This window comes from Larkinella harenae, assembly GCF_054780515.1.
In genome coordinates this window covers 1,142,742-1,167,284 of record NZ_BAAGWE010000002.1, presented here as the reverse complement: position 1 = coordinate 1,167,284, position 24,543 = coordinate 1,142,742, and the positions used below count along the sequence as shown (strand labels likewise).

Sequence of the window (24,543 nt, the reverse complement as noted above, 5' to 3'; positions counted from 1 at the left end):
CTTCTGGCGGTTACGTCAGCCTACGCACAGCAGCGGACATACTGCAATCCCATGGATATCAGTTATCGATACAATTTCGAGCAACTAAACGAGCGAATTTCATACCGCTCCGGTGCCGATCCGGTGATCATCAATCATAAGGTCGGTAATCAACCGGGCGAGTACTTTCTCTTTGTGACCATTTCGGGCGGGTGGTGGAAATCAAAAGATCTGGTGAGCTGGCAGTATGTGGTGCCGGACAAATGGCCTATGGAGGACATGTGCGCGCCAGCCGCGCTATCGGTGCGCGACACGTTGTTTTTGTTTCAGTCGACGTTTGAACAACGCCCCATTTTCTATTCCACCGAACCGGGAAAGGGGAAGCTGAAATTCTACAACCGTTGGTTGCCCCGGCTGCCGAAAGATATTGGTCCCTGGGACCCGGCGCTTTTTCACGATGCTGATATGGATAAGTGGTATATGTACTGGGGTTCTTCGAATGTCTACCCGATTTTTGGGGCCGAACTCGACCATAGTCGCCGGTTGACGTATAAAAATCCGGAACCGTCGAAAGCGTACCAGCCCATGTTCTGGCTCGATCCCTGGCAACACGGCTGGGAACGGTTTGGTCCTAACCATTCGGACCCCATCAAACCGTTCACGGAAGGGGCGTGGATGACCAAATACAACGGTAAATATTATCTTCAGTACGGGGCTCCGGGCACCGAATTCAACGTTTACGCCAATGGGACGTATGTGGGAAAGGACCCGTTGGGCCCCTTTGAATACGCTCCCTACAATCCGATTGCTTACAAACCGGGAGGGTACGCAACCGGTACCGGTCATGGAAATACGTTTCAGGATAATTTTGGCAATTACTGGAACACGGGCACAACCTGGCTGGGCATCGTCTGGGGGATGGAACGCCGGATTGTGATGCATCCGGCTGGGTTTGACAAAGACGATCAGCTTTATGCCAACACCCGTTTCGGGGATTTTCCGCATCATTTGCCGACGCAGAAATGGGAGAACAGCAACGAGCTCTTTACGGGCTGGATGCTGCTGAATTACAAGAAACCCGTTACCGCTTCGTCGACGCTCGACACCCTGCGGGCTGAGCTGACGGTTGACGAAAACCCGCGCACCTTTTGGGTTCCAACCCGCAACAAAACCGGTGAAACCCTGACGTCGGATCTGGGCGCTGAGCAGAACGTTCGGGCGGTGCAGGTGAATTATGTCGATTACAAAAATACCGTTTTTGACAGTGATTCGACGGTTTATACCCAGTTTCGGTTGTACGCATCGAAAGACGGCAGGAAGTGGGATAAAATCGCCGATCTGACCACCGAGCCCCGGCGCGACCGGGCCTGTGCGTATGTGGAGCTGCCTGCACCCGTTCGGGCCAGGTATGTTCGCTATGAGCATGTGTATACGGCCGGACCCTACGTAGCCATCAACGGTTTTCGGGTATTTGGCAACGGTCTGGGAAAGATCCCGGCCACACCCGCCAAACTGACCGTCGTTCGTCAGAAAGACCAGCGAAATGCCGATATTAACTGGCAGAAAGTACCGGGCGCCATCGGCTACAATATTCTTTGGGGTATTGCCAAAGACAAGCTCTATCAAACCTACCAAATCTGGCACGACCAGCCAAACCAACTGGAATTGCGGGCATTGAATGTAGGCGTTCCGTACTATTTCGCGATCGAAGCCTTCAATGAAAACGGGGTTTCAACGGTGAGCGAGGTTGTGGGTGCCCGGTAAAAACAACGAGCCGCCCTTACTCGGGGCGGCTCGTTGTCGGTTGGCTCACTTTAGGTTAACTAGCTGATGTCCTCAGTTTCTGTTTCCACGCCGAGGTTGTTGGCTTTTGCAAAATCGTCGCGAGTTCCTTCAAAATGGCTAAAAATATCATTCACAGCATCAACATTGTCCGCAATTTTAGCGTGCATGTCGCCGAGTTGTTTTTCCAGGTATGAATCGTTCAGGTTCATATTGTCGACCTCAATTTGACTGATTTTGTTGATCAGCGCCGTCTGGCTGTTCTGAAGGTCTTCCAATTCACGAACAATTTTATTCATCAAATCAAATTTCTGTGCCTTGTCCATGTTTTCAAACGTTGATTGGTTAGTAAGTAAACAAGGACCAGCCTGGATGGTTTGCGAAAAGCTTTTCTTTTTCATAAAAGTCCGGCAACTTCGCAGTGCTAATCTATTTTGAAACGAGTCCATTTTATGAACAAGATTCTCTTTCTGGTCGGCTGTTTGCTGACCAGCCTGGCTTTGGCCCAATCCCCCCAGAAACATCCCAACACGTCTGGAAAAGACTGGAAACCGCTTTTTGCGGCCGATTTATCCGATGCCGGTTTTCCGCAAGGCATCTGGTACGCTGAAAACGGTATCCTGACGGCTACGCAGGATATTCCGATCTGGACGAAAAAAACGTACAAAAATTTTGTGTTGGATCTGGAGTTCAAGAATGCTGCCGGCACCAACAGCGGAGTTTTTGTGTATTGCAGCGATACGGCCAACTTTATCCCGAATTCAGTAGAAATTCAGATTGCGGACGATTACAGCGATCAATGGTCAAAAGCGCCGGCTTCGTGGCAGTGTGGCGCATTTTTTGGCCACAAACCCGCGCTGGCGCCCAAAATCGTCAAGCCAGCTGGCGAATGGAACCGGTATACCATCACCTGCCAGGGAAAACACATCAAGGTGGTGCTGAACGGCCAAGTGGTCAACGAAATCGATATGAGCCAGTGGACGTCCGGCAGTCAAAATCCTGATGGTTCGGCCATTCCGAACTGGCTCAATAAACCGTGGGCAACCCTGCCGAATGAAGGCCATGTTGGGTTTCAGGGCAAACACGCGGGTGCTCCGATCTACTTCAGGAATATGAAAATTAAGGAGCTGAAATAGCCGCACGCTGCCCGGAACGTTAAATTTCGGGCTGTTTGGTTTCGGAGTGCCGGCGACCTCGTTCAAGTCCGGAACCGCTTCTTGAACTGACGACATTCTTACCTGTGACTTTGTACGGTTTTTCCGGTCAAAAGAGAGGGAAAACAAACCCTTTCTCTTCAACTAAAAAAGCTACGTATGAAAAAGTCATTGGCCGAGTTGATCGGCACGTTCTCTCTAGTACTCTTTGGATGCGGAGCTGCCGGTATTTCGGGTATTTCGGCAACCGGCCCGGCAGGGATCGGCCTTCTGGGCATCTCGCTGGCGTTTGGACTAGCCGTGGTTGTGATGGCCTATGCCATCGGCCCGATTTCGGGTTGCCACATCAATCCGGCAATTACGATTTCGATGCTGGTGGCTGGTAAGATAAAAACCGGCGAGGCTGTTCAGTACATCGTGGCCCAGTTTGTGGGGGCTACGCTGGCGGCCGGGGTGTTATACCTGATCGAAAGTGGAGCGCCTGGTTTTATGATGAAAGAATGGGCGTTGGGAGCCAATGGCTGGGGGCCGGGGTATCTGGCAGCCTATAATACGACTTCAGCGTTTGTGACGGAAGCCGTGCTGACGTTTCTGTTTTTACTAGTCATTTTCAAAACAACCGCTAAATGGGGCAATGGCACGATGGCCGGTTTAGCCATTGGGTTGACGCTCGTGCTGATTCACCTGGTAGCTATCCCTATTACCGGAACGTCGGTGAATCCAGCGCGTAGTTTTGGACCCGCAATTTTTGCGGGAGGATTGGCGATGCAGCAGCTGTGGCTGTTCATTGTAGCGCCCGTTCTGGGCGGAATTGTAGCCGCTTTGGTTTGGAAAGGCGTTTTTGAAGATGCAGTAACGGTATAAAATTTAGTTATAAACAACGGGGGCGGATATTGACATCCGCCCCCGTTGTTTATAAGCTAGTGGCTAAAATTACCAGGGAGCGTTGGCAGAATCTGCGGAAAAGTCTTTCAACAAACTCAATACATCCTGGACATTTTCGAGCCGGTAGGCTGCATTGGTGGTACCGGGGCCAACTTTGACGGTATACTGATTTTCGAGGGTCAGTGCCGAAAACATGTCTTCGTCCGTGCGGTCATCGCCAATTGCCAGCACAAAATCGTAGGGCCGCGCCAGAGAGAGTTGCTTGGCAACTTTGCCCTTGTCGGTTTCGGTACTCTTGATTTCGACAACGCAATTGCCATCAATAACCCGCAATTGGTAGGGCAACAGATTTTCCAGCGTATTGATCAACTCGCGGGAGCGCACAAAACCGGTTTCCGATTCGGCGCTACGGTAATGCCAGGCCAGCGAGTGGCTTTTCTCCTCAATAAACGAACCCGGACAACGGGTGACGAAATCGACCAGAACGGGGTTGACAATCTGTTTCCAGGAACCGTCGTCCAGAATATCACGTCGCCACAACCCCTGCTGTTTGATGTACGAACCGTGTTCGGCCACCATGTCGATGGGCAGGAAGCCCAGCCATTCATCGAGTGTCTGTTGATCGCGGCCGCTGATGATCACGACATAATTTTCCCGGCGGCTGGCCAACCGGCCCAGCACATTGATAACTTCCGGAGTAGGGGAAGCCTGGTCAGGTTTGGTTTTATAATTAACCAAAGTCCCGTCGTAATCGAGCAGTAACAAACGGGAGCGGGCCTGGGCATACCGTTCCTGAAGTGAGAAATCAATGCCTGGTTTTAGCAGGGAGACCAGCGGGGTAGGTTCTTTATGTTGTGTATTCTGCATATTCAGTAGGGATTCGACAAAGCTGTTCGCCCATTGTTTGACATCATAATCCTTGAGTCGGCGCTGCATGATGGCGATCCGGCGGGCTTGCTCTTCGGGTTCCATCTCGAGCGCCAGTTTCATTTTGTCCGCCACTTCATTTTCGTCCATTGGGTTGATGTGCAGCGCGGTACTGAGTTCGTTGGCAGCTCCGGTCATTTCGCTGAGAATCAGCACACCCTGATGGTCTTTGCGAGCAGCCACAAACTCTTTCGCTACCAGGTTCATGCCATCGCGGATGGGGGTAATGAGGGCAACGTCACAGGCGGTATAAAGCGCAAGTAATTGCGGAAACGGCACCGATCCGTACCGGTAAACAATTGGCCGCCAAATGAGCGTACCATACTTGCCGTTGATGCGTCCAACGGCTTGTTCGATCATGACCTTGCGTTCGCCGTACTTCAGGATTTCATCCCGGGAAGGCACCACCACCAGAATAAACGTCAGTCGCTCAGCCCATTCGGGGTATTTCTTGAAAAAAGCCTCCAGTGCGTCAAGCCGTTGCATGACCCCTTTGGTGTAGTCCAGCCGGTCGACGGAGAAAATGATTTTGTTGTTTTTATACGCTTCCAGCAATGCTTCCCGCTCCGTAACCACGTCCGGGTCATCGTAAGCGTCGTGATACAGGGAATAATTGATGCCAACAGGAAATGAATCCGACTGAATCAGCCGGTCCTGGTAACTGATCTTCCAGATTTTGTGTTGCACGCCAAGATTAATCTGGATGGATTGCAAAAAGTGGATGTTGTAGTCATTGGTATGAAAACCGACTAGATCAGCTCCTAGTAAGCCCGTTAGTAGATATTCCTTGCATTTTTGGGGAAGAATTCGAAGGATTTCGTAAGAAGGAAACGGAATGTGCAGGAAAAAACCGATAGTAGCCGCTGGCTGTTTTTCACGAATCAGTTTGGGTAATCCCATAAAGTGGTAATCGTGCACCCAGACGATATCCTGGGGTTGCAACAGTTGCGCAACGGCTTCGCTAACGGCTTCATTAGCTTTCTGATAGGCTATAAAATCGCGCTCCTGGTAATCAACGTACGTAGAAAAGTAGTGAAAAAGGGGCCACAGTACGGAGTTCGAAAAACCGTTGTAAAAATCCTGTTGAATTTTACGTTCCAGAAAAACCGGTACATACTCGAAATCTTCGTTGACCAGGTGTTGGTTTTTTTCCCACGTTCGGCGGGAGAAATCGGCGCAGCCAATCCAAACGGGCTTCTGCTTGGCTCCACTAAAATCCAGCGATTTCATGGCGGTTACCAAACCACCGGCCGAGGCTTTTACGGTCGTATTGCCAGCTACGGTTTCGAAGGAAAATGGTAAACGATACGATACGATGACAAGTCTATTATTCTTCATGACGAATGGTTTATACTAATCACCTTGGGTAATTAAACAAGACCATTTGGTGGAGAATGGTTCGGATAAAAATGGAATTTGAAAAAACTAATGCCATTTTTGACGGTGAAAAGTATAGCGTTAATCTGTTTTTAAGTTTTTGGTATACAGCCCTGTGAGCGAACTTTTCTGACATAACTGTATACCAAATTCCGGCGCATTAATCGACAATTGTTTTTATGATTCGGACGGGGGCCAGAACCCGATCCGGACGGTTAGAAAGTTCATAGTTGAGATCAAAAATGGCTCTTTCCAGTAAGTACGTTTCCAGCATAAGCTGCAAATCCGATTCCTTTTTTGGGTAGAATTCCTTTTCTGAAACGGTTTCAAGGTAGGCTTTCAGGAAGATTTCACCCATCTGATAAGCCCACAAATCAGCGAACGACAACAGACCGGAAACGTCTTCTTTGGGCACCTGGCTGGTCGACTGAAAACCGTCGTAGGCAACGTAATAAAACGAACGAATCATGGCGGCTACATCCCGCAACGGCGATCTTTTGATGCGCCGGGTGCTGAACGTCCGCAACGGATTGCCGCCAAAATCCTGAATCGCGATATCTTTGCCCGTAAGCAGAATTTGCCCCAAATGATAATTGCCGTGAATTCGGATTTTCAGGGCATCCAGTTTATGGTCGTAAATCCGTTTCAACGCATCTAAGACCGCCTGTTTTTTGCCGACAATGTCCTTAATCTCCGACTGGATTTCCGTCGGCAGAGTTTCCATGTTTCGATCCAGACGCTGGTAGCTTTCGCGAACGAGCGACTGCATGCCGGCAAACAGCGAGCGCTGGTAGTGCAGGGAAAACTCTTCGGGGGCAAAATCCTTGTGATTAGATGCTGCCAGCGCCAGGTGCATCTGCCCCGTTCGGATACCGAGCAGGCGAGCCTCTTCCGATGCCGAACCGCCGAGCAATTCGCGGCAATTGGGCGATAATTCATCAAATCCTTTCGGATCGCCCAGGCTGCCCTGACGACAAATGGTGGCCAGCGTTTCCTTACTGCGGGCCAGAATACGCTCGATGTAATTATGAATCCGTTCGAGCATGAAGCTATGGCCGTCGCCGTGGTTTTCGATCATAGCTTCCAGCATACCGAGTGCAATGGTGCCTTTCTCCGATTGCCATTCGATGGTACCCAGAAATTCCGGAATGTATTCAAACTGAGCTTCCTTGCTGAGGTAGCGGCTTAATTCAATATCCGGATTGATATTCCAGTCGATCTTCCGGTACATTTTCAGGAAGAACCGATTGCCGTAGGTGATCGACGTGTAGTCCCGGTCGGCGGTGTGTACTTTGGATTTGATCTCACTGACTTCTTGATGGTATTCCTGGAGGGATTGGTCGCTCGTGAAAACCAGTTTACCATTAGCCGCCTTGATCGACTGGTTGCCGACCAGTTTGGCAAACAGCAGCTGGTGCAGACGGTCGGTAAAAAAGGCATCGCAGAGCAACCCAATTTCGTTGCCCAGCTGCATCTGGGCCAGGATGGCCTGCGGATGGCTTTGGCTGATCTCATTGGCACGATCCCCCTGCACGAACGTTACCGGTACCTGATACAATTCGGGCTGTCCTTGCTCATACGTTACTTCCACCAGCAGCAACAGACCTTTTTTTGCATCCAGATCGATGACGCCCTGATCCGCAATCGCAAAACTCTCGACTTCCCGGCCTTTGCCGATAAACCAGTTTTCTTTGGTGATGTAATTCGGCAGAACCTCGCTTTCGAGAATGTTTCGCGTTTTGGATTGAAGCAAATCTTCCCATTTCGCTATTTTCAACAGTGGCAATTCGCTGGCCGGATCAACGTTTGGATGCGTCTTTTGAAGCGTAAACCACTGGTAATCATACGGCGCCAGCGTAAATGGGTAGGTGCTATTATCTTTGATGGGTGGGAAGCGGTTTTTGCTGAACATTTCAACGGGCCGGTAGCCGCTGTAATCGGCCAGATTGACTTCTGCCGGTTGCGAATGCTTAGACAAATTGACGATTATCAGCAGCGTCTCTTCTTCGTAGGTTCGGGTAAATGCCAGCACCTTGGGATTCTCAACATTCAGAAACTTCAGATCGCCCCGCCCGAACGCTTTGTGCCGTTTCCGCATGTTGATCATTCGCTTGGTAAACCACAGCAGCGAGGACGTATTCTGCCACTGCGTTTCGACGTTGACGGCTTCATAATGGTAAGCCGGGTCCAGGATGACGGGCAGGTATAATTTCTGCGGATTGGTTGTGGAAAATCCCGCGTTCCGGTCGGGCGACCACTGCATTGGGGTCCGAACCCCGTCGCGATCGCCAAGGTACACGTTGTCACCCATCCCGATTTCGTCACCGTAGTAGAGTACCGGGGTGCCGGCCAGCGAAAACAGCAGGCTGTTGAGCAGCTCAATTTTCCGGCGGTCGTTGTCCATGAGTGGAGCCAGCCGGTGCCGGATACCGAGGTTGATGCGCGCTTTCGGGTTCTTGGCGTACATCTTGTACATGTAATCCCGCTCATCGTCGGTCACCATTTCGAGGGTCAGCTCGTCGTGGTTGCGCAGGAAAATGGCCCACTGGCAGGTTTCAGGAATTTCGGGCGTCTGGTCGAAGATATCCGTAATCGGGTAGCGATCCTCCATCTGAACGGCCATGAACATACGCGGCATAACCGGAAAATGGTAGTTCATGTGGCACTCGTCGCCGTCGCCGAAATACGACGCCGAATCTTCGGGCCACATGTTGGCTTCGGCCAGAAAAACCGTTCCCGGAAATTTCTTATCGACATGTTTGCGGAGTTTTTTCAAAAAGGCGTGGGTTTCGGGCAAGTTTTCACCGTTGGTCCCTTCGCGTTCGTAGAGATACGGAACCGCATCAAGCCGGAAACCGTCGACGCCCATCTCGCACCAGTAGTCCAGAATTTTATAAATCTCTTCCTGCACCAATGGATTGTCGTAATTCAGATCGGGCTGATGGTGGAAAAAACGGTGCCAGTAATACTGCTGGGCCACAGGGTCCCAGGTCCAGTTGGAGGCTTCAAAATCCTGAAAAATAATCCGAACATCCTTGTACTGATTCGGATCGTCGGTCCAGACGTAATAATCCCGCTCCGGCGATCCTTTGGGCGCTTTGCGAGCGCGTTGAAACCACGGATGCTGATCGGAGGTATGGTTGATCACCAACTCGGTAATGACTTTCAGATTCCGTTTGTGGGCTTCCTGCAGGAATTCCTGAAATTGCTCAACGTTGCCGTAAGAGGGGTTGATGCTGTAATAATCGGCGATGTCGTACCCGTCGTCGCGCAGCGGAGACGGATAGAACGGCAGGACCCAGATGGCCGTAACGCCCAAGTCCTGGAGGTAGTCCAGCTTCTCTAACAGTCCCTGAAAATCGCCAATACCGTCACCATTGTGATCGCGGAAGGCTTTGATGTGTAATTCGTAGATGATGGCATCTTTGTACCAGTGGAGGTTATCGTCTAAGGCTATTTTCTTCGTTGCCATAATTCGTTCGTCAAAATTCCGGGCCAATGAAGGGTTCTATCGCAATTTGGATGAGTCGTTATTAATTCTAACGCGGATTGTTGCCAGATGTTTAGGAATCCGGCAAATGGCACCGTAGATAGGAAACCCGAAAAAACCGGCAACCGGTACGTTGGGGCGAATACGGACTGGGCGGAAGTTCGCGAAACCTCCGGGGTGCTTCCGGAGTTGAAAAGAGATAACCTTGTAAAAAACCGTAAAATGCACCCACCCGTCTATCAGGCCCCCTTGGCGCCGGATGAGCTGTTCGGCGATTTTTTTCTGGAAGTTCAATTGAGCCGCATTTTTCCTGATTCAAAAACCTTCGTTGATTGTGTGCCCCGCATGGCCCCCAAGGCGATTTTGGCCTTGTACGAAGCGCAAAAAGATAAACCCGATTTTTTTCTAAAAGCGTTTGTTAGCCAGCATTTTACACTGCCAGACTCGCCCGCGTCTGGTTTTTCGAGCGATTCTTCCATGACCACGACGGCGCACATCGACACGTTGTGGGATGTGCTGACGCGGGCTGCGGATTCGCCGGTGGAAGGCAGTTCACGCTTGCCCCTGCCGTATCCGTACATCGTGCCGGGGGGGCGTTTTCGCGAGATTTTTTACTGGGATAGCTATTTCACATTGCTGGGCCTGAAGCAGGCTGGGCGGGTCAATCTGGTTCGGAATATGGTCGACAATTTTTCGTACCTCATTGATACATACGGTTTTATCCCGAATGGCAACCGTACCTATTTTCTGTGTCGATCGCAGCCACCTTTTTTTGCACTCATGGTCCAATTGCTGGCCGAAATCGATGGGCCGGCGGTTTTGTCGCATTATTTGCCCCAGTTGCGGCAGGAGTACACGTTCTGGATGAGGGAAAAGGAGGGAGCCGAAAGCCGGGCAGTGCGATTGCCGGAAGGAGAGGTTCTGAACCGGTACTACGATCCGACGCCCCGACCCCGGCCTGAAGCCTACCTAAAGGAAGTGGAGTTGACCGAGGTAGCCCATGCCGTCGGTATTGAAGCCGTCGAGTTGTACGGCCATCTGCGGGCGGCTTGTGAATCGGGTTGGGATTTCAGCAGCCGCTGGTTTCGCGACGGGGAGTCCTTGGTTACCACCAGCGCCGGGCATATTTTGCCGGTCGACCTGAATTGCCTGATGTATATCCTGGAAACGACATTACAGGCGGCTTACCAACAGGCGGGCAATCGGGTGGAGGAGCAACGGTTTGAAGAACTGGCGCTGGCCCGCCGAAAAGCCATCGATGCGGTTTTCTGGGATAGCCACCGAAATTTTTATTTTGACCATGATCTGGTAACCAGCCGGCCCACGACTTCACTCACGCTGGCGGCCGCCTTTCCGTTGTTTGCCGGGCTGGCTACCCCTGAGCAGGCGGAGCAGGTTCATAATCGGCTGCGCGAAGATTTTTTGAAACCGGGGGGCTGGGTCACCACGCTGATTCGTTCCGGCCAGCAGTGGGATGCACCCAACGGCTGGGCGCCTTTGCAGTGGATTGTCTACAAAGGATTGATGAATTACGGATTTACGGCAACCGCCCATGAGGGCCGTGACCGCTGGCTGGCGCTGAACGATCGGATTTTTCGGGCAACGGGTAAGCTGACGGAAAAATATAATGTTATGGATGATACGCTGACCGCGAGCGGGGGCGCTTACCCGAATCAGGACGGTTTTGGCTGGACCAACGGGGTTTATCTGCAACTGATGGCCGAAAAAGAAGGTAAAAAAGCTTAACCAGCTGATTATATTGACAAAATGAGTTGCTGAAAAGTGATGTTTTACGGATAATTAAACAACTCTTTACAGAAAATTTGCTGATATGTCGGAAAGGGTTGCTTATTTTGCACCTGTTTGGTCTACCGACTTCTGTCAAAATTTATGTCATTGAAAAAAACCAAGATTGTTGCCACGGTCGGTCCGGCGTCCGAGAGCAAAGAAAAACTGTTGGCCTTAGCTCGTGCCGGTGTCAATGTTTTCCGGCTGAATTTTTCCCACGGCTCCCACGAAGAACACCTGGTTCGCATTCAGCGCATCCGGGAGATAAACGATGAATACGGCCTGAATATCGCTATTTTGCAGGATTTGCAGGGCCCGAAAATCCGAATTGGTAAAGTTGAAGATGATAACGGGGTGATGATTCTGCCCGGCAACAAGCTGATCTTTACTAACGAAGAGGTTGTCGGAACGGCGGAGCGCGTCAGTACGCCCTACAAAGGCATGTACCGCGACGTACGGAACGGTGAACGTATTTTGCTGGATGATGGCAAACTGGAAGTGAAGGTGATCGGAACGGAAGGAACCGATGTCATTACGGAAGTCGTGTACGGTGGTCCGTTGAAATCCAAAAAAGGTGTCAACCTGCCCAACACGAAGGTTTCGATGCCTTCGGTAACCGAGAAAGACTTCAATGATCTGGATTTCGGTCTGGAACAGAATGTCGACTGGATTGCATTGTCGTTCGTCCGGCAGGCATCCGAGATTCTGGAAATCAAGGAATACATTCGGGCACGGGGGAAATCGACCCGGGTGATTGCCAAACTCGAGAAGCCCGAAGCCATTCTGAACATTGACGAAATCGTTGCCGCTACAGACGGCGTGATGGTGGCCCGTGGTGACCTGGGCGTTGAGTTGCCCGCCGAGGATGTTCCAATGATTCAGAAGATGATCGTGGAGAAGTCCAACAAAGCCGCCAAACCGGTTATTGTAGCAACGCAGATGCTCGAAAGCATGATCGATGCCCCTCGCCCGACTCGTGCCGAAATCAACGACATTGCCAATTCCGTGTTGGATGGGGCCGATGCTGTGATGCTCAGCGCCGAAACGGCGTCAGGAAAATACCCCATCCTGGCGGTCGAAAACATGACGCATACCATTCAGAAAGTTGAAGAACTGAGCAATACGATTTACTACCGTTACCACGCTTACGTCAACGAAAATCCGGGTAAGAACGTCCTGAATGACAACGTGGTGATGAGCGCCTGTCGGTTGGCACGGGATACCAGGGCCAAAGCCATTATCGGAATTACCACATCAGGTTATACGGCCTTCCGTCTGTCACACCACCGTCCGAAAGCAGGATTGTACGTCTTTACGGCCAACAAGGCGATGATGCGTACGCTGGCGTTGTACTGGGGAGTGAATGTGTTACCGTACGAACCCAATCCGGCGAACACCGTTGATCAAACCGTGTCGGAGATCAAAGATCTGCTGGTGAAGCAGGGAGTGCTGGAGCCAGGTGACATTTTCATCAACACGCTCAGCATGCCGTTGATAGAACACCTGCATACGAATACCGTGAAGTTGAGTGTGGTATAAGAAAAAATAGTTTGTTTCGCGCAGAAACACAACAGAAAAAGCGTTGAGCAGAGAATTCTGTTCAACGCTTTTTCTTTTAAAGAAAGCGGCTAAGCACTGATTCGCTCCGCTAAACGCTGCGACGTTATCCGTTTGTACTCCCGCTGAAAATAGCCGAACGACGCGATGACCAGTGCACTGTAGGCGATGGAAATTACATAGGCCGAGTACACGAAAAAGTCGAGAAAACTGATGTTGGGCTGACCAAAATTCTTATAAAGCACCACGGCCACGCTGCCCATATAGCCGTAATAATCGGCCAGCGTGACAATAAAACCGACCGTGCTGACGTACCGGAACGAAGCCACCAACCGTTCGAAATACAAGCCGTTGCAGGGTACGTAGGCACCGTACAACCCCAGGCCGACGAGCGTAAACCAGGTGCCCGGTGCCAGAACGCCCTGTTGAAAAAACCAGGTACTGATGCCGATCAACACCGCCGACAGCAGCATCACGACGTTGATCAGCCGGAACGCCAGGAAGTTGTCTTTCACCAGTTGCAGGGCTCCCATCACGATGAGAATGCCGACGGCCACGGTCGTTTCCGTTTTGGTAAAAACCGCCGGGTTAGCAATGCCGACGGCTGAGAGAATTTCGGGCGCAAAATTGTCACGGAAATCCCGGAAGGCCGAAAGCAGGACGTAAGAGATAATCAGGGTGGTCAGGCCGGCGGAGAACGTACGCAAAAAATGCCGGCGCTCGGTTTGATTCATGGGTCGGCGCTGGGTGCGGAGCCGCTGGTCTTCCGCAGAGGGCGGAGGCAACAGGGTCATCATACAGACTGAAATCAGCAACGGAATGACAAACAGAAGGCCTGTGACAAAAGGAAGCCAGAATTCCGAAACACCCCAGGCGCTGCGAACGGTCAGGGCAACGGTTTTTACAAATCCCGACGCGAAGATAAACGAAGCCGTCAGCCCGGCCACCAGCGCGTCGGTCTGCCGTCGGCCTTCCAGAAATCCCAGCATAATGCCGTACACCATCCCCAGCGGTAAACCGTTTAAGAATAAAAAGGCAATGTTGTAGGGCGGAGGCACCACCGCAAAACCGAGCAGGGCCAGTTCGGACAAACCGATGAACAGCAACACATACATGGCCCGTTGACCCGGTTTCATCTCCGATACCACTTTGACTCCGATTCGCTTGGAAACCGCATAACCGAGCACCTGCGCGGTGATGAGCCAGATTTTATAGTTGATTCCGGCGTAACTCATGCCTTCAAAAACAACGGCGGTGATGCCTTTGCGAAATGCGTACATACAGGCATATGTACAAAATGCGGCTACTGCACCGAAGATTACAAAGATAATGGGGTTGCGCAGGATAGATTTGTTTGGCATTTGTGTCGGTTTGCTTACAAATTACACAGTTTTAGGAATAGGATGTACGCGAGGCCCTAAAAATCAAATTTCGAAACGGTTTCCTTATAAAAGTAGACTTTTGGTATTAAGATTGTGTTACGGAAATAGAGTACAATTCGTGCGAACAGGATGTGCGTTCGTACGAGTCACTTAAATTTATGTTTACCATAACCCGAATACAACCGATATGAGCGCACATACTATCACCAATGGATGTCTGTTGATCGCGGAGCCGTTTTTGGGCGATCCCAATTTTGAACGAAGCGTCGTGCTGGTGTGCGATCATAACGAGGAAGGGACGTTCGGCCTGGTGCTGAATCAAATTGCCCAGGTTAAACTCAATGATGTGCTGACCGATGAGATGTACCACGATTATTCACTGTATGTCGGCGGACCCGTTCAGCAAAATACCCTGCATTACATTCACCGACTGGGCCATGCTCTGGAAGAATCCATCGAGTTGCCGAATGGACTTTTCTGGAGTGGTAATTTTGACCGGCTGCGGCAGTTGATCAATGCCGGCGCGGTGAAAGAAAACGATGTTCGTTTCTTTGTTGGTTATTCTGGCTGGTCGGGCGGACAATTGGCCGATGAAATGGCCCAGAATGCTTGGATTGTGAGCCAGGCTGATTCGAACTACATTTTTGATACACCATCGGACCAGTTCTGGCGGGGAATCCTTCGCCAGATGGGCGGCCAGTACCGGGTTCTTTCGCACTACCCCGTTGATCCGCGGCTGAATTGATTTTGTGTAGACGAGAGAGCGTAGACAAGAGAAAACAGGCAAGTTGTATACCGGTAGCTAAACGACAAAAGTCTTAATTCGCTTGTCTAAGCTCTTTTGTCTTTTCTCTTAATTTTTGTGAAAATCCTCTGAAACTTTGGGGGGCAGCCGTAAGATAACCCAAATTCTCCCGTTATTTGTCTGCCGGTTCGTAGTTACGCTAACGAACCGCACGGTTTTTTACCCCAATAGGCATGTTGAAAGTTAAATTAGTTCTACTCGTAGCGTTTTTGTGCGCATCGTTCTCTTCGTTTGCTCAGATTCAGGGAGTATTTGGCCTTAAAGCCGGGGCTAGTACGTCCAAAACCGCCCAGGAAGGCGTTACGCCGTATTCTCTGGAACGTTTTAAAACGGCTTTCCACTTTGGAGGTATTTATCGGCTACGCTACAAAAACTTCGTTGCTCAGCCCGAATTGCTGTATTCGGTAAAAGGCGGATCGCTCCGGCGACTGGGCGCGAATGAACAAACCCTTCGGCAAAACTTCAATTACATCAGTTTACCGATCATGCTGGGGTGGGTTCCGACGGAAGGATTGGTATTGCAGGCGGGCCCCGAATTCAGCTACGCTATCGAGACCCCGTATGGACCCGGCAAAAAACAGGATACTGGTATTGCCGTCGGTGCTCATTACGATTTTCTGGACATGGCCGAACAGTTCAGCTTACACCTGCGCTACATCCACGGTTTAAACAACGTCTCCAGCAATCCCATTGTGGAGTACCGAAACCGTACGTTTCAGGTATCGATTATTTATAATTTCTACAAAAAGAAGTAACGGGCAGAACCACTAAGGGACTTCACCAGGGCATTTTGCAGAGGTCGCTTGGCGGTTGCCCTACCAGCAGGCCGCTCACCCAGAGAACGTTATTTTCCCGCAAAAACGTACTGGACAGGGAAAAAACCGTATCTTGCAAAACGATGTTTTCGATTGTTGACGTAGAAACGACGGGGGGAATCGGTGGACAAACCCGTCTGACGGAAGTAGCGGTTTTTCGGTTTGATGGTGTGCAGGTGGTGGATAGTTTTCACTCGCTGCTGAATCCACACTGTCCCATTCCTCCCTTTATAGCCCGGATGACCGGTATTTCGGATGAAATGGTGCAATCGGCGCCCGATTTTGCCGATGTTGCCGACGCCATTGCCCGGGTCACGGAAGGTGCCGTTTTTGTTGCTCACAACGCGCCCTTTGACTACGGTTTTCTGAAAAAAGAATTTTCCTGGATTGGGCTGCCTTTCGAGCGCCACCGCCTTTGTACGGTTCAGCTGAGCCGCCGGATTTTTCCGGGATTACCGTCGTACAGCCTGGGCAAGTTATGCCGCTCCCTGCAAATTCCGCTCGATAACCGCCACCGCGCTCACGGCGATGCCGCTGCCACCGTACAACTTTTCGAACGGCTGTTGAGAAATGATTCGCAAGGGCTGATTGGAACCCGAAAAATAGACCTGCACGAATAGCCTGTTATTCGACAATTGGATACAACCGTTTGGCTTCGGCCCGCGATACGGCGTTGAAATGCCACCACTCCGCTTTTAAATACGAAAATCCGGCCTTCTGCATCACCGAACGCAACAACCGCCGGTTTCCGACCTGTTTTTGGGTTAGTTTTCCTTGTCGGAGCAGCTGATCTTCTTTTTCGGGATACGCCAGCTCACCAAAATAATCAAATTTTGTACCCATATCCAGCGGTTTTCCGTCCGGCATCGCCAGCGTCAGGTCGACAGCACAGCCGTAATTGTGTACTGAGCCGTTGCGCGGATTGGAAACATACTTACCGCGCTCTGCGGGCGGTAAATGCTTCAGTGTATTCCACAAATCCCACTGCACCGACCGGGGCCGGGTGGCGTCGTACACCAGCAGTCGGAGTTCGGGGTGCTTTTGCCGAAGCAATGTGCTGGCCTTGGCCAGTTTACGGGCCGCCATCGGTTGCAAATACGCCCGTGTCAGATCGCCGTACACATCCTTGCCGACGAAATTATCCGTGGTCGAGTATTTCAGTTCCACCAAAACCGTCGGGTCAACTTGCTGAACATCTACCAATCCCTGCCGGATCATGGCCTGTTCCAGTTTTCCCTGCGCGCAAAGAAGTTGCGGCCAGACAAAAAAGAATAAAAGGGTATATTTCATGGCATAAATGGCTGCTGAACTCTAAAGTCCTCCGCTCAACTCCCTGAGCCAACTCGTTTTGTTGTTTTGCGGAGTTGAGCGAAGATAAAGCTCCGTTGAGCGGAGAGTAGCCTGGTTCGTTGCGAAATAACGAAAAACCCGCTATTTTGCTACGAATAACGTGTGTCCGTAACATGGCCCTTAACTACATCTGGGTAGCTTTCTTTCTGATTGCCTTTCTAATTGCGCTCTTTAAACTGATTTTTCTGGGCGATACCGAAATCTTCAAGACCATCGTTGAGGGCTTGTTTGATTCCTCGAAAGTGGCCGTTATGGATATTGCCCTGCCGTTGGCGGGTGTGATGACGTTCTTCCTGGGTTTGCTCAATATTGGCGAAAAAGCCGGTGCCATCAATTTCCTGGCCCGGATCATCGGGCCGTTTTTCAATAAATTGTTTCCGGAGGTACCCAAAGATCATCCCGCCAACGGGCAGATGATTATGAATTTCTCGGCCAACATGCTCGGGCTGGATAACGCGGCCACCCCGTTTGGTCTGAAAGCCATGCAGAGTTTGCAGGAACTCAATCCGCAAAAAGAGACGGCTTCCAATGCCCAGATTATGTTTCTGGTGTTACACACTTCGGGGCTGACCATCATACCGCTCGGAATTATGGCGCAACGGGCCATCCTGGGGGCAAAAGACCCATCGGATATTTTTATTCCATGCCTGATCGGAACCTACGTTGCCACGGTTTTTAGCATGTTTATTGTCGCTTTGAAACAACGGATCAATCTGTTCAACGGGTTGGTAATGGGTTGGTTGGGCGGCATAACGGCTTTTCTGGTACTGGCTTTGTGGTATTTGTCGTCGCTGCCGAAAGAAGAAATTGAACAGGTGTCGAAAGTGGTGGGCAATGTTACGTTGTTCGTCATCATCGTGGCTTTTCTGCTTGGGGCGATGCGGAAGAAAGTCGATATTTTTGACACGTTTATCGAAGGAGCGAAAGGTGGTTTTGAAACCTCCATCCGGATTATTCCATATTTGGTCGGAATGCTGGTGGCAATCAGCGCACTGCGAAATTCGGGCGCCATGGCCTACGTGGTCGATGGCATGAAGTACCTGATTGGTTTGACGGGTGTTAATACGGATTTTACGGATGCCTTGCCGGTGGCGCTGATGCGGCCCCTGAGCGGAAGTGCATCGCGGGCGCTGATGATCGACGCCATGAAAGAGTTCGGGCCGGATTCGTTCGTCGGCCGACTTTCCTGCATTTTTCAGGGAGCTGCTGATACAACCTTTTACATCGTTGCCTTGTACTTTGGCTCCGTGGGGATCAAGAAGACCCGTTACGCCATCGTGGCCGGATTGATTGCTGATCTGGCGGGAGTCATTGCCGGAATTGCGCTGGGGTACTTCTTTTTTCATTAACCTCATTTTCGATAAACCCGGCATGGAGATTCGGGGTTATCCCTAGTCAGGCCCGTTGGGCTTATCATACGTACCGATTTACTATGAACATTGAGCAAATCCGCGAACAACTGCACCGACTCATCGACGAGGTGGATGATATTTACGTTCTGAACGGCCTTTATCGCAATTTATCCGCCGAAAAACGCCACCGCGAAGCCTACGAGAAAGAGCAGCGCGAAAAGGCACAGGCCGCTAAAAACCGCAAAAAATAACCAACTGCCCCGATGATCCAGCCCAAACTCTCAGTTTTTGACGTGGCGATGATTGTCGTTAGTCTGGTCATTGGCGTGGGCATTTTCCGAACTCCGGCCATTGTAGCGCAGTCGGCGGGTTCAGCGGGTGTGTTCTTTGCGGCCTGGGTGGCCGGTGGTTTTGTGAGTTTGTGTGGTGCATTGACCTACGCCGAAATCGGGGCGCGCTATCACTTCCCGGGCGGTTTTTATAAGCTGATCTCTACGGCTTTTCACCCGGTTTTTGCTTTCATGCTCAACTGGGTGATCGTGCTGACGTACGGCGCGGGCCTGGCCGGAGTTGCCCTGATTGGGGCCGAATACATCAATCCCTTGTTGCCGGTGGCGCTGCAAACCAGAACCGGTGTTCAGGGAACGGTTATTGCAACAGTGCTCTTTTTCTTCGGTATCAATTACCTCGGTATCAAGTCCAGCGCCCGGCTGCAAAATATCCTCAGCAGCCTGAAGATCGTTCTGATGGCCCTGCTCTGTCTAGGTGTTTTCTTTTCGCCCGAAATCAGGGCGGAGCCAGCTCTTCACGCACCCTCTCCTGGCGGCAAGGCCGCAATGCTTAACGCTTTTTCGGCTTTTGCGGTCAGTCTGATTGCGGTTTTTTATACGTATGGCGGCTACCAACAGACCCTGAATTTTGGGGCGGATATCAAAGACCCGGTTCGAAATACCCCGCGCGGAATCCTGATCGGGATGGCCATTATTATTGGTCTGTATCTGTGCATCAATTACGCGTATTACCATCAGTTAGGATTTAGCGGCCTGGCCAATTCCAACCTAATTGCCGCCGATCTGGCGCGGGCGTTGTTCGGAGAGTGGGGGTTTACGTTTGTCTCAATCGCAATATTTATTTCGGTACTGGGCTACATCAACGCGACGCTGCTGTCACTACCTCGCGTGTTCTTCGCCATGGCCGACGACGGGGTGCTGCCGCCGGTTTTCAAGAAGGTCAACGAGCGGACGCAGGTGCAGGAGTTTACGCTGATCTTCATTACCACCATCGTGCTGGCGTCGTTGCTGGTGCTGGGCACGTTCGAAAAAATCGTCAATTACGTAATGTCGATTGATAGTCTGGCGCTGGCGAGTGCGGCCGCATCGATTTTCGTGTTCCGGTACCGGGTTCGGGAGAACGATCCGCACAACGGCTACAAGATCCGGTTTTATCCGTGGGTTCCGCTGATTTTTATCCTGTTCCTGCTGGCGGTTTCGGTCAACGTGATCGTGAGCGACCCGATTCCGGCGGCTATTGGCTGGGGCCTGTTTTTCAGCGGTGCACCTTTGTACTGGCTGCTCAAAAAGGTTTTTTGATCGGATTCGGATTTGAAATCTGAATCTACTTATTTTTGAATTTCAACCGCGACGACGGACCGTTCCAGATTCGTCACGTTAGCTACGCCAATTGCCCGTGGACATTTCGTATATTCTTAACGAATTGGGGGAGGAGCACAACCAGTATTTTAATGCCGTTGCGCCCCCCATCGTTCAAACCAGTAATTTCATGTTTCCGGACGTCGAAACGATGCGCCGGATGTTTCCCCACGAATACGAGCTGCCGATCTACACGCGGGGCAATAACCCGACGGTCGAGATTTTGCGTAAAAAGCTGGCCGCGCTGGAAGGGTCCGAAGATGCGCTCGTGCTGGCCAGTGGGAGCGCAGCCATTGCTACGGCGGTGATTGCCAACGTGAACCAGGGCGATCACATCATATCGGTGGCTAAACCGTATAGCTGGACGGTTAAGCTGATGCAGAATTTTCTGCCCCGGTTTGGTGTTACAACCACCTTCGTGGATGGCACGGACGTGAGCCAGTTTGAAAAGGCTATTCAGCCCAATACCAAAGTGATCTTTCTGGAGTCGCCCAACACGTTCACCTTTGAGTTGCAGGATTTGGAAGCAGTAGCCGAGCTGGCGAAATCACGCGGCATCGTAACAATGATCGACAACAGCTACTCGACACCGTTGTATCAGAAACCGGTTGCGTTGGGCATTGACCTGGTACTGTATTCGGCTTCCAAATACATTGGCGGGCATAGTGATCTGGTGGCGGGTGTGATCTGCGGTACAAAGGAAATGATGCGGAAAATCTTCTATTCCGAATACATGACCCTGGGCGGCATCATTTCGCCCATGAATGCGTGGCTCATGATCCGCGGTCTGCGCACGCTGCCGCTCCGGCTCGAGCGCTCGGCCCGGACAGCCGCCGAAGTGGTGGCGTATCTCGAAAACCATCCGAAGGTCCGGCGCGTATATTTCCCGTATTCGAAAACCAATCCGCAGCTTGAACTGGCCAAACGGCAGATGACGGGTTGTGGTGGTTTGCTGACTATTTCTCTCGAAACCGATCAGATTGAGGTAGTGGACCGGTTTGCCAATTCGTTGAAACGGTTTTTGCTGGGCGTTTCCTGGGGCGGGCATGAGTCGCTGGCGTTTCCGGCCAGTTCGGGCTACGCCGATGGCACCGCAAAACCCGGTGATACGGGCTTCAACCTGATTCGGCTTTACATCGGCCTGGAAGAACCAGACGTACTAATTGCAGATTTGAAACAGGCTTTTGAGCACATTTAGCCCTTCAATTTTGTTATTTTTGTGTAACCATTGTATCTGCTACCTATGTTTTTGCCAGTTCGTTTGCGTCAGTTGGCTTTTGCCTTCGGTCTTATAGTGTCTCTTCATACGGCTCACGCTCAAATCGTCCCGTCGTTTTTGAAGGCAAATCCGCGCTGGGTTGATTCGGTTTTCAATGCGATGACGCCCGATCAGCGGATTTCTCAGTTGATCATGGTGGCGGGGTTTTCGAACCGGACCAGGGGCTACGAAGATTCACTGATGGCGATGGTACAGAAATACCAGGTGGGTGGGGTCGTGTTTTTCCAGGGCGGGCCGATTCGGCAGGCGCGGCTGGTCAATCGCCTGCAAACCGTTGCCAAAGTGCCGATGCTGATTGCGATTGATGGCGAGTGGGGCCTGGGGATGCGGCTGGATAGCACCGTCCGGTTTCCGTACCAGATGACGATGGGTGCCATTCAGGGGCGTGACGACCTGATTTATAAAATGGGTGCTTCGGTGGCCCGCCAAAGTCGCCGGATGGGTATCCACGTCAATTTTGCTCCGGTGGCCGACGTGAACAACAATCCCAACAATCCGGTCATCAACTTCCGCTCGTTTGGCGAAGACAAGGAAGCGGTGGCCCGCAAGGCATTGGCGTACATGAAAGGGATGCAGGACAACGGTTTGCTGACCTCCCTGAAACACTTTCCCGGCCACGGCGACACCGGCACGGATTCTCACTATGATTTACCACTGATCTCCAAAAACCGTCAGCAACTGGACGATCTGGAACTGTATCCGTTCCGGAAGCTGATCGATGCCGGAGCGGCTGGGGTGATGGTAGCCCACCTGAACATTCCGGCGCTGGATGCCACGCCGAATCTGCCCAGTACGCTCTCCCGCCGGATCGTTTCTGATCTGCTGAAAAATGAACTGGGGTTCGGTGGCCTGATTTTTTCTGATGCGATGAACATGAAGGGTGTGACGAAATACTATCCGTCCGGAATAGCCGATCGCATGGGCCTCGAAGCAGGAATGGATGTGCTGGAATACACACTCGATATTCCGCGGGCCATTGCCGAAGTGAAACAGGCCATTGCCGAAGGGCGGATGACGCAGGCCGATATCGACGCTCGCTGCCGGAAAGTGCTGGCGGCCAAAGCCTGGGTTGGCCTGGATCGTTACCAGCCGGTTAACCTGATGAACCTGGTTCGTGATTTGAACGAACCCGAATCCAACCTCATCAACCGATTGCTGACGGAAGAAGCACTGACGGTTTTGAAAAACGACCCGGAAGAATCCGGTGAGCCCTTTATTCCGTTGCTGAATCTGGGAACCAAGAAGATTGCTTCCGTTTCGCTGGATGCGGCCCAGGAAACGAACTTTCAAAAAATGCTCGCTAATTACACGGCGGTCCAGCATTACAACATTTCCGCGGCTACCGCCGATACAACGCTTGAACGCATTCAGAAGGAGTTGAAGGAATACGACGTTTTGCTCGTGGGCGTTCATCTGAGCAACATTCGTCCGGCCACGCAGTACGGCGTCACACCCAAAACCGTTGCGGTATTAAAAACGCTATGCGAGACCGGCAAAACCATTGTTTCGGTATTCGGGAATCCGTATGCCCTGGCAAAACTGGAAGGAATGGACAAGGCCCGGGGTGTGGTAATGGCCTATCAGTTAACCCAATACACGGAAGAGCTGGCTGCCCAGCTGATTTTTGGTGCGATTCCGGCAAAGGGCAAATTGCCCGTAACGGTTAATCAACAGTATAAACTAAACGATGGTATCGCGACCTCATCGATTGGTCGGTTGAAATACACCATCCCGGAAGAAGTGGGTGTGGATTCGTATTTTCTGACGGCGAAGGTCGATTCGCTGATGCAGGTAGCCATCACCCAGAAAGCGACGCCGGGTGGCGTTGTGCAGATGGCGAAAGATGGCAAGGTGATTTTCCGGAAAGCCTACGGCACACATACCTACGAAGGACTGACACCAACCAAAGAAGACGATTTGTTTGACCTGGCCTCGGTGACCAAAATCAGTACTTCGACATTGGCATTAATGCGCCTGGTTGATGAGGGTAAATTTGACCTCGATAAAACCATGGCGGATTACCTGCCGGACTTCAAAAACTCGAACAAAGCCAATCTGGTTTGGCGGGATGTGCTGACGCACCAGGCGGGTTTGAAAGCGTCGATTGCGTTCTGGATGGATACCAAAAATCCGGACGGAACGTGGAAGGAAAAGACGTTTGATGATGAAAAACACGGCAACTACAAGGTAGAGATTACGGATCAGTTGTTTATGCGCCGGCGGTACCGAAAAACCATCTTCGACCAGATTCGGGATTCGCCGGTCAGTGCCAAGAAAGATTACGTTTACAGTGATTTGTCGTTTATTCTGTATCCGCAGATTGTCGAGAAAATGACGGATGACGATTTTGAGGACTACCTGAAGAAAAACGTTTACGAACCGTTGGGAGCAACCACCCTCACGTTCAATCCGCGCCGGTTTTACCCCTTGCCCCGCATGGTTCCGACGGAATACGATTCGGTATTCCGGAAGACGCTGGTCTGGGGACGGGTTCACGACGAAACGGCGGCTATGCTCGGCGGTGTTTCGGGCCATGCTGGCTTGTTCGGCTCTTCGAATGATCTCATGAAACTGGTCCAGATGTACTTGCAGAAGGGGTATTACGGTGGGAAACAGTTTGTTAGTCCGCAGACGATCACCGAATTTACGCGGTATCAATTTCCGGAAAAAGGCAGTCGGCGCGGGTTGGGATTCGACAAGCCCACGTTCAAATACTCCGGAAACGCCCCCAGATACGCCAGTCCGCAGAGTTTTGGGCACTCGGGCTTTACCGGAACATTTACCTGGATTGATCCGCAGTACAACATTTCCTACGTGTTTATGTCGAACCGGGTGTATCCCAGTCGCACCCACACCAAACTGACAACGCTGAACATCCGGACCAATGTTGCTGACGTGTTATACGAAGCGATTCGCCGGGGCCCTGGGTCCAATCTGGCCAGTATTTTAGCAACCCCGTAAGGCTTTCAATA

Annotated in this window: 18 protein-coding genes; 13 read left to right on the top strand and 5 right to left on the bottom strand. The window is 51.4% G+C overall.

Translation table 11 applies throughout. From position 1 onward, the window contains the following. Window positions 1-51 precede the first annotated feature (51 nt). Window positions 52-1,743: a discoidin domain-containing protein gene (locus tag ACYVH9_RS15875; protein ID WP_460637347.1), complete on the top strand. Its 1,692-nt coding sequence runs from the start codon at window positions 52-54 to the stop codon at window positions 1,741-1,743. A gap of 59 nt (window positions 1,744-1,802) precedes the next feature. Here the strand turns inward: ACYVH9_RS15875 and ACYVH9_RS15870 are convergent, their stop codons facing one another. Beyond that, window positions 1,803-2,162 (bottom strand): hypothetical protein, encoded by a 360-nt coding sequence (locus ACYVH9_RS15870; protein WP_460637346.1) that lies wholly within the window; start codon window positions 2,160-2,162, stop codon window positions 1,803-1,805. Window positions 2,163-2,213: 51 nt separating this feature from the next. Between ACYVH9_RS15870 and ACYVH9_RS15865 the strand changes: the two genes are divergently transcribed. Beyond that, window positions 2,214-2,897 carry a 3-keto-disaccharide hydrolase gene (locus tag ACYVH9_RS15865; RefSeq protein ID WP_460637345.1) on the top strand — a complete coding sequence of 228 codons (684 nt, stop codon included), beginning with the start codon at window positions 2,214-2,216 and terminating at the stop codon, window positions 2,895-2,897. 177 nt (window positions 2,898-3,074) lie between these two features. Continuing rightward, complete coding sequence (locus ACYVH9_RS15860; protein ID WP_460637344.1) at window positions 3,075-3,779, top strand: MIP family channel protein; 705 nt, start codon at window positions 3,075-3,077, stop codon at window positions 3,777-3,779. Window positions 3,780-3,848: 69 nt separating this feature from the next. On the opposite strand, the gene ACYVH9_RS15855 is transcribed toward ACYVH9_RS15860, so the two are convergent. Both ACYVH9_RS15855 and treS read right to left on the bottom strand, forming a co-directional pair. Further along, window positions 3,849-6,065, bottom strand: coding sequence for a bifunctional alpha,alpha-trehalose-phosphate synthase (UDP-forming)/trehalose-phosphatase (locus ACYVH9_RS15855; protein ID WP_460637343.1), 2,217 nt, complete (start codon window positions 6,063-6,065; stop codon window positions 3,849-3,851). A 199-nt stretch (window positions 6,066-6,264) separates the two neighbouring features. After that, window positions 6,265-9,576 (bottom strand): maltose alpha-D-glucosyltransferase, encoded by a 3,312-nt coding sequence (gene treS, locus ACYVH9_RS15850; protein WP_460637342.1) that lies wholly within the window; start codon window positions 9,574-9,576, stop codon window positions 6,265-6,267. A gap of 240 nt (window positions 9,577-9,816) precedes the next feature. Between treS and treF the strand changes: the two genes are divergently transcribed. Beyond that, on the top strand, window positions 9,817-11,340 hold the full coding sequence (treF, locus tag ACYVH9_RS15845; protein ID WP_460637341.1) for an alpha,alpha-trehalase TreF: 1,524 nt from the start codon (window positions 9,817-9,819) through the stop codon (window positions 11,338-11,340). Window positions 11,341-11,484: 144 nt separating this feature from the next. After that, a complete protein-coding gene (gene pyk, locus ACYVH9_RS15840; protein WP_460637340.1) occupies window positions 11,485-12,921 on the top strand; it encodes a pyruvate kinase in 1,437 nt (478 codons plus the stop codon). 89 nt (window positions 12,922-13,010) lie between these two features. Here pyk and ACYVH9_RS15835 read toward each other — a convergent pair whose 3' ends face one another. Continuing rightward, window positions 13,011-14,300 carry a DUF5690 family protein gene (locus ACYVH9_RS15835; protein WP_460637339.1) on the bottom strand — a complete coding sequence of 430 codons (1,290 nt, stop codon included), beginning with the start codon at window positions 14,298-14,300 and terminating at the stop codon, window positions 13,011-13,013. A gap of 208 nt (window positions 14,301-14,508) precedes the next feature. Between ACYVH9_RS15835 and ACYVH9_RS15830 the strand changes: the two genes are divergently transcribed. From ACYVH9_RS15830 to ACYVH9_RS15820, 3 genes are all read left to right on the top strand, one after another. After that, window positions 14,509-15,066: a YqgE/AlgH family protein gene (locus ACYVH9_RS15830; protein WP_460637338.1), complete on the top strand. Its 558-nt coding sequence runs from the start codon at window positions 14,509-14,511 to the stop codon at window positions 15,064-15,066. A gap of 233 nt (window positions 15,067-15,299) precedes the next feature. Beyond that, complete coding sequence (locus ACYVH9_RS15825; RefSeq protein WP_460637337.1) at window positions 15,300-15,881, top strand: porin family protein; 582 nt, start codon at window positions 15,300-15,302, stop codon at window positions 15,879-15,881. Window positions 15,882-16,024: 143 nt separating this feature from the next. Continuing rightward, the gene (locus tag ACYVH9_RS15820; RefSeq protein ID WP_460637336.1) at window positions 16,025-16,561 is read left to right on the top strand and encodes a 3'-5' exonuclease; all 537 of its coding nucleotides are present in this window, start codon (window positions 16,025-16,027) and stop codon (window positions 16,559-16,561) included. Window positions 16,562-16,565: 4 nt separating this feature from the next. Here the strand turns inward: ACYVH9_RS15820 and ACYVH9_RS15815 are convergent, their stop codons facing one another. After that, window positions 16,566-17,231, bottom strand: a complete 666-nt coding sequence (locus tag ACYVH9_RS15815; RefSeq protein WP_460637335.1) for a M15 family metallopeptidase — start codon at window positions 17,229-17,231, stop codon at window positions 16,566-16,568. Between the two features lie 173 nt (window positions 17,232-17,404). On the opposite strand from ACYVH9_RS15815, the gene ACYVH9_RS15810 reads away from it, so the two are divergent. The 5 genes from ACYVH9_RS15810 to ACYVH9_RS15790 all read left to right on the top strand — a co-directional run bounded on the left by ACYVH9_RS15810 (window position 17,405) and on the right by ACYVH9_RS15790 (window position 24,532). After that, entirely contained in the window at window positions 17,405-18,640 is a 1,236-nt protein-coding gene (locus ACYVH9_RS15810; RefSeq protein ID WP_460637334.1) for a nucleoside recognition domain-containing protein, read from the top strand. Between the two features lie 83 nt (window positions 18,641-18,723). After that, on the top strand, window positions 18,724-18,894 hold the full coding sequence (locus tag ACYVH9_RS15805) for a hypothetical protein (protein ID WP_460637333.1): 171 nt from the start codon (window positions 18,724-18,726) through the stop codon (window positions 18,892-18,894). A gap of 12 nt (window positions 18,895-18,906) precedes the next feature. Then, window positions 18,907-20,232 (top strand): APC family permease, encoded by a 1,326-nt coding sequence (locus ACYVH9_RS15800; RefSeq protein WP_460637332.1) that lies wholly within the window; start codon window positions 18,907-18,909, stop codon window positions 20,230-20,232. A 97-nt stretch (window positions 20,233-20,329) separates the two neighbouring features. Further along, window positions 20,330-21,490, top strand: coding sequence for a trans-sulfuration enzyme family protein (locus tag ACYVH9_RS15795; RefSeq protein ID WP_460637331.1), 1,161 nt, complete (start codon window positions 20,330-20,332; stop codon window positions 21,488-21,490). Between the two features lie 45 nt (window positions 21,491-21,535). Then, window positions 21,536-24,532 (top strand): glycoside hydrolase family 3 N-terminal domain-containing protein, encoded by a 2,997-nt coding sequence (locus ACYVH9_RS15790; protein WP_460637330.1) that lies wholly within the window; start codon window positions 21,536-21,538, stop codon window positions 24,530-24,532. Window positions 24,533-24,543 lie beyond the last annotated feature (11 nt).